A 13,684-nucleotide genomic window follows, 5' to 3' on the forward strand; every position below is an offset into this window, starting at 1 on the left:
AAGGCGACCGGAGGAGGATCAAGAGGCGCCGTTTCTGGGTTGATCAAACGGGCGAGACGGCTGTTTCAAGGCTCGCGTGTAGATTGGTTGGTAAGCCGTTCGTATTGAGCACTGCCACCGTCGACATTTTTGTGTAGATGAGCAGCTCACGAATCGATCGCCCGAACTACTTTGAGGACCCCGCATACATGAATTCGTCCGACTTGTTTTCACACCGCTACGAGCCGGAGGTCGTCTCCGACACCCTTCGCGACTCGGAACCGGTGCAACTTCCCACCTTCTCCGACCGCCCGACGAGCGACTCCGCGACCAAGACGCCACCGTCCTGAATGGCTTGACCGGGACGCGGCGCCGCGCCCTGCTGGCCGCGACCGAGGCTTGACCGTCAGGCGGCGACAGGAGGGACAGATGAGACGAGAGGTCGCCGCTGAACTCGAAGTCGAGATCACCGCGCCGACGACCCTGGAGTTCCAGATCGCCGTTGCACCGCATCCCGACACCGAGGTATCCGAGTCGATGTCATTTGTCTTGGATGGAAATCCTCTGCGGCCGTTGGAGATCAGCGGTATGCACGGTAGTCGCATCCACAAGCTGGACGTCCCGGTGGGTAGCCTCAAGGTCGACTACGCCGCGACGATCGTCGGGCAAACCGACCCGGCACCGGTGACCGAGCATGACCTATCGATGTACCTGCGTCCGAGCCGCTACGCCGAGTGCGACAAGTTCTTCTGTTTCGCCGCAACCGAATTCGGTAGGTATATCGATTCGGCGACCCTGTTGGAGAAGGTTTCCCTTTGGGTCCGCGGCCGGCTGGAATATGTACCTGGGTCGAGTGACCCCATCGATGGCGCGGTGGATACCTTGCTCTCCGGCGCCGGGGTATGTCGAGACTTCGCGCATCTCGTGGTGGCGCTGTTGCGAGCCGTCAATGTGCCGGCCCGCGTAGTTTCGGTGTATGCACCCGGCCTGTACCCGATGGACTTTCATGCAGTAGTCGAGGCTTTCGTCGATGGACACTGGCGAGTGGTCGACGGCACTCTCTTGGCGCCGAGGCAAAGCCTCGTGCGCATCGCCACTGGACGCGATGCCGCCGACGTCGCCTTCCTCGACAACCACAGCGGCGCGATCACACTGGACAAACTGGTGGTAACCGCCGTCGTCGACGGCGACCTGCCCAGGGACTCGATCGACCAGCTGGTGTCGATCCGCTGAAGCCAGGCCTCGTCGTTGCGAAAGCCGTTGTGCGTCAGCCGCTCAGCTGACGAGGGCCAGCGCGTGGGCGCGCCGCAGCTTGCCCGACGGGGTTTTCGGGATCATCCCGGGCTGCAACACCACCACGTTTCGGGGGCGCACATCGACCTCGGCGAACACCTCGTGCGCCACCTGGCGCTCGATGCGGCGCACCTGCGCCTGGTCGTCGTACTCCTTGGATTCCACCGCCACCGCGAACGTCTCCCGCGATTGCCCGGCGTCGAGTCGCACCGCGACCGAACAGCCCGGCCGCACCCCGGCCACACGGCAGGCGGCGCGCTCGATGTCGGTTGGGTAGATGTTGCGGCCGGCCATGATGATCACGTCCTTGAGCCGCCCGCACACCACCACATTGCCGCCCTCGGTGAGATAGCCCAGGTCGCCGGTGTCATACCAGCCCCGCTCATCCTGCGCAGCGATGAACCCGGCGGCCGTGGTGTAGCCGTTGGTCACGGGCTCGCCGCGCACCTCGATGACGCCCACGCCGCGTGGCGGTAGCACACTGCCTTCCTCGTCGAGGATTCGCAACTCCAGCCCCTCCAGCGGCCGGCCCAGTGAGACGAGCCGGCGGGTATGTCCCCTGCTCGCGGGGACGGCGCGGTGCAGGATGGCCAGCAGGTCGGCGTCCACCTCGTCGACGAGCATGCCCCCGCCGCACGCGGAGAACGACACCGCAACCGTCGTCTCGGCCATGCCGTAGGCGGGGATTATCGCCTCGGGTTTCAACCCGAACGGCGCCCCGGCGTCGCAGAGGTCCTCGACGTCGAGCGGGTCCACCTGTTCGGCGCCGGAGAGCGCCCACCGCAGCGAGGACAGGTCGAAGTCCCCGGGTGTGGCCTGTCTGCGCAACCGCTTGGCCAACAGGTTGTACGCAAAGTTCGGCGCGGCGGTCATGGTGCCCTTGTATTTGTGAATCAGCCTGGGCCACAACAACGTATCGCGCAGGAATTCCATCGGCGTGACCTTGACCAGCTCCGCGCCGACGTACATCGGCACCGTCAGATAGCCCGTCATGCCCATGTCGTGGAAGCACGGCAGCCAGCTCACGATCACGTCGGTATCCAGGTCGAAGTTGCAGCCGACCATCATGGCTTCCGCGTTGGCGACGATGTTGGCGTGCGTGATCTGAACCGCCTTGGGCGATCCCGTCGAGCCCGATGTCAGCTGCATCAGCGCCACGTCGTCATCGCAGGTGTCGACGGGGCCGACGGGGGCGTTCGCAAACAGCGTCTCGGCGGTGAGCACCGTCATACCGAGACCCGACAGCACCGGCGCGGCCGCCATGAACGGCTCCGAGATGACAACGGCTTTCGCCGACATCATGTCGATGACGCCGGTTGTCTCCTCGGCCCAACGCGCCAGGTCGGTGCGCGGGGTGGGCTGATGCAACATGGTCACGCTGGCGCCGCGCATCCAGATGCCTTGGGCGGTGGGCGCGATCTCGACCGGTGCGCCGGCCAGCACGGCGACAGCGTCGCCGTGTCCGATGCCCGCCGCGGCCAGCCCACCGGCCACCCGACGAGCCCGCTCGTGCACCTCTGCCCAGGTATGCCGAACCGGCGCGTGCGGCTCGCCGGTGATCATCCCCTTGGGGCTCGACCGGGCATTTTCGTACATCGTCTCGGTAAATCGGCTCACGGCGATCCTTTGGCTTAAGGGTTTGCGGGCGCGTTAGGAGCTTCGGAAGCCGCTGGGGTTCGGCCGTCGGCGAGCACTTTTGGCGTCGATGATGACTCCGGGAGTGCTAAGACCCTTCGTATTTCAGCCCAGATGGCTTGTCAGACCGGCTGACTGTAGCGAGCCGATGCCTTGGGCGTAGCCATGCACGCGCAAGTCGGTACAGATCGTGACAATTCGGGCCGAACCGGCAGGCGCTACGCGGCGGGCCGGCTCAGCGGCAACGACCCGGGCAGCGCACCGACCTGCCGGCGCTCCGGGGCCTCCCAGATGTCGCCGGCGAGCACGCCGGGCAGCCCGGCCTCGCTCGCGATGAAGACGGGATGGTCGCCCCGCATGGACTGGCGGTGATAGTCCCGCACCGTCGCGAACGCCCACTTGCTCAGCAGGCAGATCGCGACCAGGTTGGCGATGGCCATCAGCGCCATCGTCAGGTCGGCGAAAGCCCACACCAGCTTCAGCTGAGCCATCGCCCCGAACACGATCGCCCCCAGCGTCACGACCTTCAGCGCGTTGGTCGCCACGTGCCGGCCGCCCAGGAAGAACAGGTTGGCCTCGGCGCACACGTAATTGCTCAGCACCGAGGCGAAACCGAACACGCACACCACGGCGGTCATCACCACGGTGGTCCACGATCCGAGGCCGGCGGCGATCGCCGACTGCGTCAGGCTGGCGCCCGCGATGGAGCCGGTGTGGGCCGGATCGTAAACGCCGGGCCCCGCCATCAGCACGATGAACGCCGTCGCCGTGCAGATCACCATGGTGTCGACGAAGACGGCGAGTGACTGAATCAGGCCCTGCTCCACCGGATGTGAGACCGTCGCAGCGCCCGCGATGTTGGGCGAACTGCCCATCCCCGCCTCGCAGGCGAACAGGCCGCGCTTGACCCCGGTCAGCATGGCCGTCGCGATGCCACCGGCGAAACCGCCCGCCAGCTGCCTGATTCCGAATGCCCCGCCGACGATCTCCTCGAGGACGCCTGGCAGCGCCGAGATGTTGACCGCGACGATGGCCAACGCCAGCGACGCGTACGTCAGCGCGGCGACCGGGATGACCCATTCCGCGAACTTGGCGACGCTGCGCACCCCGCCGAACAGGACCGCCACCGCCAGCACCGCCAGACCCGTTGTCGTCCAACCGATGTCGACGCCGTGCGACGACTTCAGCACGCCGCTGATCGCGTTGGTCTCCACCATGTTGAACGCGGTCGAGAACGTGACCACGAGCAGCACGGCGAAGAAGACGCCGCCGGTCCGCGAATGCAGGCCGCGCCGGATGTAGAACGCCGGGCCGCCCCGGAAGGCACCGTCGTCCGAGCGGACCTTGAAGACCTGGGCGAGGGTGGCCTCGATCAGCGCGGTCGCCATGCCGACCCCGGCCACCACCCACATCCAAAAGATCGCGCCCGGCCCGCCGACGGTGAGCGCGATGGCGACGCCGGCGATGTTTCCCGTGCCCACCCGGGACGCGAGGCCGACGCAGAAGGCCTGGAAAGAGGAGATCCCACCGTCGTGGCGGTGGGATCTGCGGAGCTGGCGAAGCATCCGTCCGAAGTAGCGGACCTGAATGAATCGGGTGCGGACCGTGAAGTAGATGCCAACGCCGATCAGCAGGTAAACGAGGACGTGACAACTCAGGGCATTGCTCAGCGGGTCGATCAACCGTGCCTGAACGAAGTCCAAATCCATCCCCAACCTGGGCCGTTTGCTCGCAGCAGCGTATTCGCGAAATGTTGAGGACAGGTTTCGTTAACCGGCCGTTGGCCGGGGTATTTGTAAAAATCCAGTGACGCTACGCGCCGCCGTCGACCTTCCCACCACTGGCCGCCAAGGCTTGCGGGCAATACACGTTGGCCGCGATCGCGGCGAACCGGGCCGCGTTGTCCCCGTGCAGCCCGGGGTTCTGGGCCTGGATCGTCTTGACGACGTCCACCATCTGCGTCCCCTTGCTCACCGCGTCGCACACCCATTTCCCGGCACCGATCGCCGGCCCCGGGTCGGGGAAGGTGATGCCGGCCGCGCGCAACGAGGTGAGGAAGGCATCGTCGGTGTAGTCCGCCCGCGCGGGCGCGGCCATGCCGACCAGGGCGACAAGGCTCGTCAACATGAGGATCAGCGGTTTCACGGCCCTCTGATCGTGCCAGAGCGACAGTGGCGCCGCACCCGAAACGGGGCGTCAACCTGAGGTTGACAGCCTTAGGTTCGTCAACCTACTGTTGACGGCATGTCCGAACCGACTCCGATCGACTACCCCGTCCGCCTCGACGAGTTGATCAACGCCATCAAACGGGTGCACCCGGACGTGCTCGACCAGCTCGCCGACGCCGTCCTGGCCGCCGAGCACCTGGGCGAGGTCGCCGACCACCTGATCGGGCACTTCGTCGACCAGGCCCGCCGCTCGGGAGCCTCCTGGACCGACATCGGCAAGAGCATGGGCGTCACCAAGCAGGCCGCCCAAAAGCGGTTCGTCCCGCGCGCCGAGCCCACCACGCTGGACCCCGAGCAGGGCTTCGGTCGGTTCACCCCGCGGGCGCGCAGTGCGGTGGTGGCGGCGCAGAACGCCGCGCACGAAGCCGGCAACGGCGAGATCACCCCCGACCACCTGCTGCTCGGCCTGCTCACCGACCCGGCCGCGCTGGCGACGGTGCTGTTGAAGCGGCAGAAGGTGGACCCCGACGCCATCCGGACGGCCGTCAGCCTGCCCCCGGCGGTCGGCGAACCCCCCGAGCTCATCCCGTTCAGCGGCCCGGCGCGCAAGGCGCTCGAGCTGACCTTCCGCGAGGCACTTCGGCTGGGCCACAACTACATTGGCACCGAACACCTGCTGCTGGCGATGCTCGAACTCGAGGACGGCGCCGGGCCGCTGCACCGGTGCGGCGTCGACAAGGACCGCGTCGAGACGGACCTGGTCGACGCGCTCGAATCGCTGAGCGCCGGAACCGACCCCTCCCCTTCGCCGTAGCGGCTGTGCGATCATGCGAGGATGCACCGCTGGCTGATCGCCTTGTCCATCTTGATGATCGCGGCCGCGAACGTCCCCGCGCCGCGCGCGTGGGCGGGCGACGCGCCGATCGGTCACCTCGGTGACACCCTGCGGGTGGACACCGGCAAGTACATCGCCGACATCACCGTCAGCAGCGTGGCCCCCTGCGATCCGCCGCCGGGATTCGGCTACACCCGCGAGGGCGTTCCGATCAAAAGCTTCCCGGGCAGCACCGTCGACCGCGCCGACGTGACGGTCCGCGCGGTCCGGGTGCCCAACCCGTACATCATGGCGACCGAGTTCAGCTTCGACGGCGTGACCCCGTTCGCCGACGCCTACAAGCCGCGGGCATCCGACGCGCCCGACGCGCTGGACAACGTGCTCGTCAACGCGCCGAACGGGGCGATCGTGCGCGGCGCGGTGTACTGGGACGCCTACCGCGACCCGGTCTCCACCGTCGTGCTGCTGGACAAGAAGACGGGCTATCACCTGGCGCAGTGGAATCTCTGACGCTCGCCACGGGCTCTGTTGACGCCGGGGAACTGGCTGCCGTTGCCGCGCAAACCTTTCCGCTGGCCTGCCCGCCCTCGACGGCGCCCGAAGACATGGCGTCGTTCATCGACGCCAACCTGTCGGCGGAGCGCTTCGCGGAATACCTGGCCGATCCGGACCGCGCGATCCTCACCGCCACGCGGGACGGCCGAATCATCGGCTACGCCATGGTGATTCGCGACGGTACCGACTCCGCCGAGCTGTCGAAGATCTACGTGCTGCCCGAACACCACGGCACCGGGGCGGCGGCGGCGCTGATGGACCTCGGCGTGGCCACCGCCGAGGAGTGGGGCGTGCACCGCGTCTGGCTGGGCGTCAACCAGGCAAACCACCGCGCGCAACGCTTCTATGCCAAGCACGGCTTTACGGTCAACGGCACCAGGACCTTTCGGGTGGGCGCGCGCCTCGAGAACGACTACCTCATGGTTCGCGAGCTTGGGTCAGCGCCACCAGCCGCGACGTAGCCCGCAGATATTTCTTCCGATAGCCACCGGCCAGCATCTCTTCGCTGAAGACGGTGTCCAGCCGGGCGCCGGAGGCGATCACCGGGATCCCGGCGTCGTACAGCCGGTCGGTCAGCGACACCAGCCGCAGGGCCACGTTCTGGTCGTCGATGCCGTGCACGCCGGTCAGGAACACCGCCGTCACGCCCTCGATCAGCGTCAGATACCGCGACGGGTGCATGGTGGCCAGGTGCGCGCACAGCGCGTCGAAATCGTCCAGCGTCGCCCCGTCGACGGCGGCGGCGCGCGCGGTCACCTCCTCGTCCGACAGCGGCTGCGGCGCCGGCGGCAGGCCGCGGTGGCGGTAGTCGGGTCCCTCGATCCGCACCGTGGTGAAAATGCTTGCCAGCGTGTTGATCTCGCGCAGGAAGTCCTGGGCGGCGAAGCGCCCCTCGCCGAGCTGCTCGGGCAGGGTGTTCGAGGTCGCGGCCACCGACACCCCCCGCTCCACCAACGAGGACAGCAGCCGCGAGATCAGGGTGGTGTTGCCGGGATCGTCGAGCTCGAACTCGTCGATGCACACCGCCGTGTAATCGGCCAGCATCTCGATGCACTCGACGTAGCCGAACACCCCGGCCAGCTGGGTGAGCTCGCCAAAGGTGGCGAACGCCTTGGGAGTTGGCGGCTCGGGCCCGTCCCCCGGCAGCTGGTAGAAGGCCGAGGCGAGCAGGTGGGTCTTGCCCACGCCGAAGCCGCCGTCGAGATACAGCCCGACGCCGGGCAACACGGCCCGCCTGCCCAACAGCTTTCGGCGGCCGGCCCGCCGCTGCACGGCCTGCCGGCAGAAGTCCTGGCAGGCCGCGACGGCGGCCGCCTGGCTCGGCTCCGCCGGATCCGGGCGATACGACGCGAAGCTCACGTCGGCGAACGTTGGCGGCGGCCGCAATTGGGCGATCAGCCGCTCCGGCGACACGGTCGGATGCCGATCCACCAGATGCCCCACGCGGCCCCCGTGCATGCAGGAACTGTAGCGGCGTGCTGCAATCAAGCTCATGCCAGAGACCCCGCTGACGCTGCTCGGGTCGACGCGGGAGATCGACGACGCCGAACTCGCCAGCCTCTACGGCTATCCGGAACGCGACGGCACCTGCGTGCGGGCGAATTTCATCACCAGCGTGGACGGCGCCGCCACCGCCGACGGCAGCAGCGGCACCATGGGCGGGCCCGGCGACCGGCACATCTTCAACCTGCTGCGGGAACTGGCCGACGTGATCGTGGTCGGCGCGGGCACCGTGCGCATCGAGGGCTATTCCGGCGCGCACCTGGCCGTCGCGCAGCGACAGGGGCGGCAGGCCCGCGGGCAGAGCGAAGTGCCGCGGCTGGCGATCGTCACCAAGTCCGGCCAGCTCGACCGCGACATGGCGGTGTTCACCCGCACCGAGGTGCCGCCCCTGGTGCTCACCTGCACGGCGGCGGCCGCGGAGACCAGCCGGAGGCTCGGCGACCTGTGCGAGGTCCTCGACTGCTCCGGCGGCGATCCCGGTCGGGTCGACGAGGCCGCCCTGCTGGCCGGCCTGGCGGCGCGCGGCATGCGCCGCGTGCTGACCGAGGGCGGACCGATGCTGCTCGGCGCGTTCGTCGACCGCGACCTGCTCGACGAACTGTGCCTTACCATCGCGCCCTACCTGGTCGGCGGCCTGGCCCGGCGCATCGCGACGGGCCCCGGCCAGGTGCTGACCCGGATGCGCCGCGCCCACCTGCTCACCGACGACGCCGGCTACCTTTACGCCCGTTACGTCCGGGGCTGAAAAGTCGAAGCTACTGTGGTCGGCATGAGTCGGCAGATCGCGTCCGCCACGATCCTGGTGGCGGTGAGCGCGCTGATCGCCGGCTGCGTCCCCGGCCTGGGCGCGGACCCGCGCTTCGCCACCAATTCGGGCGCCCGACCGCAGGGCGCGGCCACCACGAAGCCGCCGCCGCCCGGTCCGCCGCCGATCGCCGCGCCCAAGAACGACCTGTCCTGGCGCGACTGCACGGCGAAGGTGTTCGGCGACGCGGCCGTGCCCGCGGTGCCCGGCGTGCAGCTGGACTGCGCAAACTACGACGCCGACCTGGACCCGACGGGCGGCGGGTCGGGGACGCTGAGCATCGGCGTGGTCCGGGCGCGCTCGGATAAGACGCCGCACGACGCCGGCCCGCTCGTCTTCACCACCGGCTCGGACCTGCCGTCGTCGACGCAGTTGCCGGCCTGGCTCGCCCGGGGCGGCGCCGACGTGCTGCAAACCCACCCGATCGTGGCCGTCGACCGCCGCGGCCTGGGCATGTCGAGCCCGATCGACTGCCGCGACCAACTCGACCGCCAGGCCATGCGCGACCAGGCGCAGTTCCAGGCCGGCGACGACCCGGTGGCCAACCTGTCCGACATCTCCAACACCGCCACCACCAACTGCACCGACGCCATCGCCCCAGGCTCCTCGTCGTACGACAACTCGCACGCCGCCTCCGACATCGAGCGGCTGCGCAGCCTGTGGGACGTGCCGGCGGTCGCCCTGGTCGGGATCGGCAACGGCGCCACCGTGGCGCTGGCCTACGCCGCGTCGCGGCCCGACCGGGTCGCCCGGCTGATCCTCGACTCCCCAATTGCCTTGGGCGTCAACGCCGAAGCCGCCGCCGAGCAACAGGTCAAGGGCCAGCAGGCCGCCCTCGACGCGTTCGCCGCCCAGTGCGTCGCCGTCAACTGCCCGCTGGGCCCGGACCCCAAGGGCGCCATCAGCGCGATGCTGGCCGACGCCCGCGCGGGCAAGGGGCCCGGCGGCGCGCCGGGGTCCGCGGTGGCCACCGCGATCACGGTCGCGTTGGGCTTCCCCTCCGGCGGACGCGTCGGCGCCACGCAGAGCCTGGCCGCCGCGCTGGCGGCCGCCCGCTCCGGGGACGCCAGCCAGCTCAACAACCTGATCGGCCGCGCGTACTCGCTCACCGACTCGGACGGCCAGTTCGTCAACTCCTGCAGCGACGCCATCAACCGGCCGACCCCGGACCGGGTGCGCGAGCTGGTGGTGGCGTGGGCGAAGCTCTATCCCCAATTCGGCACCGTCGCCGCGCTCAACTTGGTGAAATGCGTGCACTGGCCCACGATTCCGCCGCCCGCGCCGCCCAAGGACCTCAAGGTCGACGTCCTGCTGGCGGGTGTCCAGAACGACCCGATCGTCGGCAACGAGGGAGCCGCCGCGACGGCGGCCATGATCATCAACGCCAACGCGGCCAGCAAGCGGGTGATGTGGCAGGGCATCGGGCACGGCGCCAGCATCTATTCGCCCTGCGCCGTCGCGCCGTTGATCGGCTATCTGAACAGCGGCAAACTGCCCGGGACCGACACCTACTGTCCCGCCTGATACTTTGCGCTTCGTGACGGCAGCTGACTCGACCCGAACCGGCCTGCGCGATTCGCTGCTGGCCGTGTTTCGTCCCCGCACCGGCGCACCGAGCACCGCGACGATCGTGCGGTCGGTGTTGTGGCCGTTGGCCATCATGTCGGTGCTGCACCGCAGCATCATCCTCACGCTCAACGGCAACATCACCGACGACTTCAAGCCGGTCTATCGGGCGGTGCTGAACTTCCGGCGCGGCTGGGACATCTACAACGAGCACTTCGACTACGTCGACCCGCACTACCTGTATCCGCCCGGCGGCACGCTGCTGATGGCCCCCTTCGGCTACCTGTCCTTCACGCCGTCGCGGTACCTGTTCATCCTGATCAACACCGTCGCGATCCTGCTCGCCTGGTACCTGCTGCTGCGGTTGTTCAAATTCACGCTGTCCTCGGTGGCCGCGCCCGCGCTGCTGCTCGCCATGTTCTGCACCGAGAGCGTGACCAGCACGCTGGTGTTCACCAACATCAACGGCTGCGTGCTGCTGGCCGAAGTGCTTTTCCTGCGGTGGCTGCTGGACGGCCGGGTGGGCCATCAGTGGTGGGCAGGGGCGGTCATCGGGCTCACGCTGACGCTCAAACCCGTGCTCGCGCCGCTGCTGTTGCTGCCCCTGCTGAACCGCCAGTGGCGGACGCTGGTGCCCGCGATCGTCGTCCCGCTCGTCATCAACGCGGCCGCGTGGCCGTTGGTCAGCGACCCAATGGACTTCGTCACCCGAACGCTGCCCTACATCGGCGGCGTCCGGGACTACTTCAACAGCTCGATCGAGGGCAATGGCGTGTACTTCGGGCTGCCCACCTGGCTGATCGTGTTCCTGCGGGTCCTGTTCACGCTGCTCGCGATCGGCGCGCTGTGGCTGCTGTACCGCTACTACCGCACCCGGGACCCGCTGTTCTGGTACACCAGCTCGTCGGGCGTGCTGCTGCTGTGTTCGTGGCTGGTGTTGCCGCTGGCCCAGGGCTACTACTCGATGATGCTGTTCCCCTTCTTGATGACGGTGGTGCTGCAGAACTCGCTGATCCGCAACTGGCCGGCCTGGCTGGGTGTCTACGGTTTCCTGGCGCTGGACGACTGGCTGATCTACCAACACATGCGGTACGGCCGCGCGCTGCACTACCTGAAGATCACCTACGGCTGGTCGCTGCTGCTGATCGTGGTGTTCACGGTGCTCTACTTCCGTTACCTCGACGCCAAGGCCGAGGACCGGCTGGACGAGGGCATCGATCCGGCGTGGCTGTCTGTCGACCGCGAGCGCGCTAGCGTGGAGGCATGACTTCCCCCAAGCTGCAGCTGACCGACGACGAGTGGCGAAAGAAGCTCACACCCGAAGAGTTTCACGTGCTGCGCCAGGCTGGCACCGAGCGGCCATTCACCGGCGAGTACACCGACACCAAGACCGAAGGCATCTACCAATGCCGGGCCTGCGGCGCCGAATTGTTCCGCAGCACAGAGAAATTCGAGTCGCACTGCGGCTGGCCGTCGTTCTTCGACCCGGCGAACTCCGACGCGGTGATCCTGCGCCCCGACCATTCGATGGGGACGACGCGCACCGAGGTGCTGTGCGCGAACTGCCACAGTCACCTGGGCCACGTGTTCGCCGGCGAGGGTTATCCCACGCCGACGGATCAGCGGTACTGCATCAACTCGATCTCGCTGAGGCTGGTGCCGACGGGCGCGTAGCTTGCCTACCAGCCTTCGTCGAGATCGACGCTGGCGCGAAGAAGTGCGGCGCACGCTAACGTCGATCTCGGCGGTCCAAGGACCCCCCCGCCTATACCCCGTCCATCCCGGGCTGGCCGAACAGACTCCCGGCGGCGCCGCCTTTGCCCGGCGTGCCCGGGGTCGGGCCGCCCCCGGCGCTGCCGCCGTTGCCGCCGTTGCCGATGAGCACGGCGCCGCCGCCGTTGCCGCCGTTGCCGCCGGTCACCAGGCCCTGGCCGCCGGCGCCCCCGACCCCCCCGTTGCCGATCGGCCCGGCCGTTCCGCCGGCCCCGCCGTCGCCGCCGTCGGTGTAGCCGAAGCCGCCCGCGCCGCCGGCGCCGCCCGAGCCGTTGAATCCGGCGCCGTTGCCGCCGGCCCCGCCGTCACCGCCGGTGGTGGTGCCGACGCCGCCGCGGCCGCCGGCCCCCCCGGCGCCCTGGTAGGGGTTGGAGTTGCCGCCGGCGCCGCCGTTACCGCCGTGTCCGTTGACGCCGGTGCCGCCCGCGCCGCCGAGCCCGCCATTACCGGAGATGCCGCCGGCGGTGCCGCCGTTACCGCCGTTGCCGCCGTTGCCGGACGCACCGGTGCCGCCCGCGCCGCCGATGCCTCCGCCGCCCTCGAACGGGCCGCCGTTGCCGCCGTTGCCGCCGTTGCCGCCGTCGTGCGTGCTGCCGGTGCCGCCGGGGCCGCCGGGTCCGCCATTGCCCCACAGCAGGCTGCCGCCGCCGGCCCCGCCGTTGCCACCGGTTCCGCCGTCCCCGCCGGGGCCGCCGAACCCGCCGGAGCCCAATAACCCGCCCATCCCGCCGGGTCCGCCCGTTCCGCCGATTCCGGCGGGACCCGCGGGACCGCCGGCGCCACCGGCGCTGCCGTGGGTCTGGTCGGGTCCGCCGAAGCCGAGCAACCCGCCGGCCCCACCGGGCCCGCCGTTACCTCCTTGGAAACCCCCGTAACCGCCGGTGCCGCCGGTGCCGCCGCCACCGAACAGCAGCCCGGGCCCGCCGGCCCCGCCGTTACCGCCGACGTTCGGGCTGGATCCGCCGGCGCCACCCGGTCCGCCGACGCCGAACAACCCGGCCGCCCCGCCGTTGCCGCCCGGCGCCCCAGGGGCGGTGCTGTTGCCGCCGGCCCCGCCATTGCCGACCAAAATGCCGCCGGGCCCGCCGGCTCGGAAAAGCCGTTGCCGCCATTGCCATATAGGAAGCCACCGGGCTGACCGTTCGGGCTGGCCACCGTCCCGTCGGCGCCGTTGCCGATCAGCGGGCGACCCAGCAGCGTCTGCGTCGGCGCGTTGATCGCGCCCAGCACGTCCTGCTCGAGGGTCTGCAACGGCGAGGCGTTGGCCGCCTCGGCGGCGGCATAGGACAGGCCCGCGCCGTTCAAGAGGCCTACGAATTGGTCGTGAAACGCCGAGGCCTGCGCGCTGAACGCCTGATACGCCTGGCCGTATCCACCGAACACCGCCGAAATTGCCGCCGACACCTCATCGGAGGCGGCCGCCTGGATCTGGGCCGTGGGAACCAGGGCCGCGGCGTTGGCCGCGCTGATGGCCGACCTGATCCCCGCCAGGTCTGTTGCCGCCGAGGCCACGGCGTCCGGCGCAGCGATGACAAAAGACATGTCTGACCTCCCAAGTCGGCCGAGACAGCT

At 69.2% G+C, this 13,684-nt stretch carries 13 protein-coding genes and 1 pseudogene; 9 read left to right on the forward strand and 5 right to left on the reverse strand.

What is annotated here, in order from left to right; genetic code table 11:
* Window positions 1-137: 137 nt before the first annotated feature.
* The gene (locus A9X00_RS31025; RefSeq protein ID WP_156772313.1) at window positions 138-329 is read left to right on the forward strand and encodes a hypothetical protein; all 192 of its coding nucleotides are present in this window, start codon (window positions 138-140) and stop codon (window positions 327-329) included.
* Between the two features lie 79 nt (window positions 330-408).
* The gene (locus A9X00_RS26525) at window positions 409-1,212 is read left to right on the forward strand and encodes a transglutaminase family protein (protein ID WP_067160442.1); all 804 of its coding nucleotides are present in this window, start codon (window positions 409-411) and stop codon (window positions 1,210-1,212) included.
* Between the two features lie 42 nt (window positions 1,213-1,254).
* On the opposite strand, the gene A9X00_RS26530 is transcribed toward A9X00_RS26525, so the two are convergent.
* From A9X00_RS26530 to A9X00_RS26540, 3 genes are all read right to left on the reverse strand, one after another.
* A complete protein-coding gene (locus A9X00_RS26530) occupies window positions 1,255-2,889 on the reverse strand; it encodes a fatty acyl-AMP ligase (protein WP_067160445.1) in 1,635 nt (544 codons plus the stop codon).
* 236 nt (window positions 2,890-3,125) lie between these two features.
* Entirely contained in the window at window positions 3,126-4,616 is a 1,491-nt protein-coding gene (locus A9X00_RS26535) for a sodium:alanine symporter family protein (RefSeq protein WP_067160448.1), read from the reverse strand.
* Window positions 4,617-4,719: 103 nt separating this feature from the next.
* On the reverse strand, window positions 4,720-5,052 hold the full coding sequence (locus A9X00_RS26540; RefSeq protein ID WP_232006943.1) for a DUF732 domain-containing protein: 333 nt from the start codon (window positions 5,050-5,052) through the stop codon (window positions 4,720-4,722).
* Window positions 5,053-5,151: 99 nt separating this feature from the next.
* Here A9X00_RS26540 and A9X00_RS26545 point away from each other — a divergent pair, with 99 nt between their 5' ends.
* Genes A9X00_RS26545 through A9X00_RS26555 form a run of 3 tightly spaced genes read left to right on the forward strand, consistent with a single transcriptional unit; the run spans window position 5,152 to window position 6,926 of the window.
* A complete protein-coding gene (locus tag A9X00_RS26545; RefSeq protein ID WP_067160451.1) occupies window positions 5,152-5,889 on the forward strand; it encodes a Clp protease N-terminal domain-containing protein in 738 nt (245 codons plus the stop codon).
* 21 nt (window positions 5,890-5,910) lie between these two features.
* Window positions 5,911-6,420 (forward strand): hypothetical protein, encoded by a 510-nt coding sequence (locus A9X00_RS26550; protein ID WP_067160454.1) that lies wholly within the window; start codon window positions 5,911-5,913, stop codon window positions 6,418-6,420.
* Window positions 6,408-6,926, forward strand: a complete 519-nt coding sequence (locus A9X00_RS26555) for a GNAT family N-acetyltransferase (RefSeq protein ID WP_067160457.1) — start codon at window positions 6,408-6,410, stop codon at window positions 6,924-6,926. Before A9X00_RS26550 ends, A9X00_RS26555 begins: the two co-directional genes overlap by 13 nt.
* Here the strand turns inward: A9X00_RS26555 and zapE are convergent.
* Complete coding sequence (gene zapE / locus A9X00_RS26560; RefSeq protein ID WP_067160460.1) at window positions 6,883-7,959, reverse strand: cell division protein ZapE; 1,077 nt, start codon at window positions 7,957-7,959, stop codon at window positions 6,883-6,885. The two genes, A9X00_RS26555 and zapE, sit on opposite strands and share 44 nt — an antisense overlap.
* Here zapE and A9X00_RS26565 point away from each other — a divergent pair.
* From A9X00_RS26565 to msrB, 4 genes are read left to right on the forward strand one after another with little or no spacing between them, the layout of a single operon-like run.
* On the forward strand, window positions 7,958-8,713 hold the full coding sequence (locus A9X00_RS26565; protein ID WP_067160463.1) for a pyrimidine reductase family protein: 756 nt from the start codon (window positions 7,958-7,960) through the stop codon (window positions 8,711-8,713). The genes zapE and A9X00_RS26565 overlap by 2 nt on opposite strands.
* Before the next feature lie 24 nt (window positions 8,714-8,737).
* A complete protein-coding gene (locus A9X00_RS26570) occupies window positions 8,738-10,297 on the forward strand; it encodes an alpha/beta fold hydrolase (protein WP_067160465.1) in 1,560 nt (519 codons plus the stop codon).
* A gap of 4 nt (window positions 10,298-10,301) precedes the next feature.
* Entirely contained in the window at window positions 10,302-11,606 is a 1,305-nt protein-coding gene (aftC, locus tag A9X00_RS26575; RefSeq protein ID WP_067160468.1) for an arabinofuranan 3-O-arabinosyltransferase, read from the forward strand.
* Window positions 11,603-12,013 carry a peptide-methionine (R)-S-oxide reductase MsrB gene (gene msrB / locus A9X00_RS26580; protein ID WP_067160471.1) on the forward strand — a complete coding sequence of 137 codons (411 nt, stop codon included), beginning with the start codon at window positions 11,603-11,605 and terminating at the stop codon, window positions 12,011-12,013. The genes aftC and msrB overlap by 4 nt, the downstream gene beginning before the upstream one ends.
* A gap of 91 nt (window positions 12,014-12,104) precedes the next feature.
* On the opposite strand, the pseudogene A9X00_RS26585 reads toward msrB, so the two are convergent.
* Window positions 12,105-13,654, reverse strand: a pseudogene (locus A9X00_RS26585) (PE family protein).
* Window positions 13,655-13,684 lie beyond the last annotated feature (30 nt).

This window comes from Mycobacterium sp. 1245805.9 (genome assembly GCF_001672915.1).
Lineage (GTDB): Bacteria > Actinomycetota > Actinomycetes > Mycobacteriales > Mycobacteriaceae > Mycobacterium.

What these genes read in the sequence shown, in the direction of transcription:
- A9X00_RS31025 (WP_156772313.1), top strand. Translation starts at nt 138, where the DNA reads ATGAGCAGCTCACGAATCGATCGCCCGAACTACTTTGAGGACCCCGCA.
- A9X00_RS26525 (WP_067160442.1), top strand. Translation starts at nt 409, where the DNA reads ATGAGACGAGAGGTCGCCGCTGAACTCGAAGTCGAGATCACCGCGCCG.
- A9X00_RS26535 (WP_067160448.1), bottom strand. Translation starts at nt 4,616, where the DNA reads ATGGATTTGGACTTCGTTCAGGCACGGTTGATCGACCCGCTGAGCAAT.
- A9X00_RS26545 (WP_067160451.1), top strand. Translation starts at nt 5,152, where the DNA reads ATGTCCGAACCGACTCCGATCGACTACCCCGTCCGCCTCGACGAGTTG.
- A9X00_RS26550 (WP_067160454.1), top strand. Translation starts at nt 5,911, where the DNA reads ATGCACCGCTGGCTGATCGCCTTGTCCATCTTGATGATCGCGGCCGCG.
- A9X00_RS26565 (WP_067160463.1), top strand. Translation starts at nt 7,958, where the DNA reads ATGCCAGAGACCCCGCTGACGCTGCTCGGGTCGACGCGGGAGATCGAC.
- zapE (WP_067160460.1), bottom strand. Translation starts at nt 7,959, where the DNA reads ATGAGCTTGATTGCAGCACGCCGCTACAGTTCCTGCATGCACGGGGGC.
- A9X00_RS26570 (WP_067160465.1), top strand. Translation starts at nt 8,738, where the DNA reads ATGAGTCGGCAGATCGCGTCCGCCACGATCCTGGTGGCGGTGAGCGCG.
- msrB (WP_067160471.1), top strand. Translation starts at nt 11,603, where the DNA reads ATGACTTCCCCCAAGCTGCAGCTGACCGACGACGAGTGGCGAAAGAAG.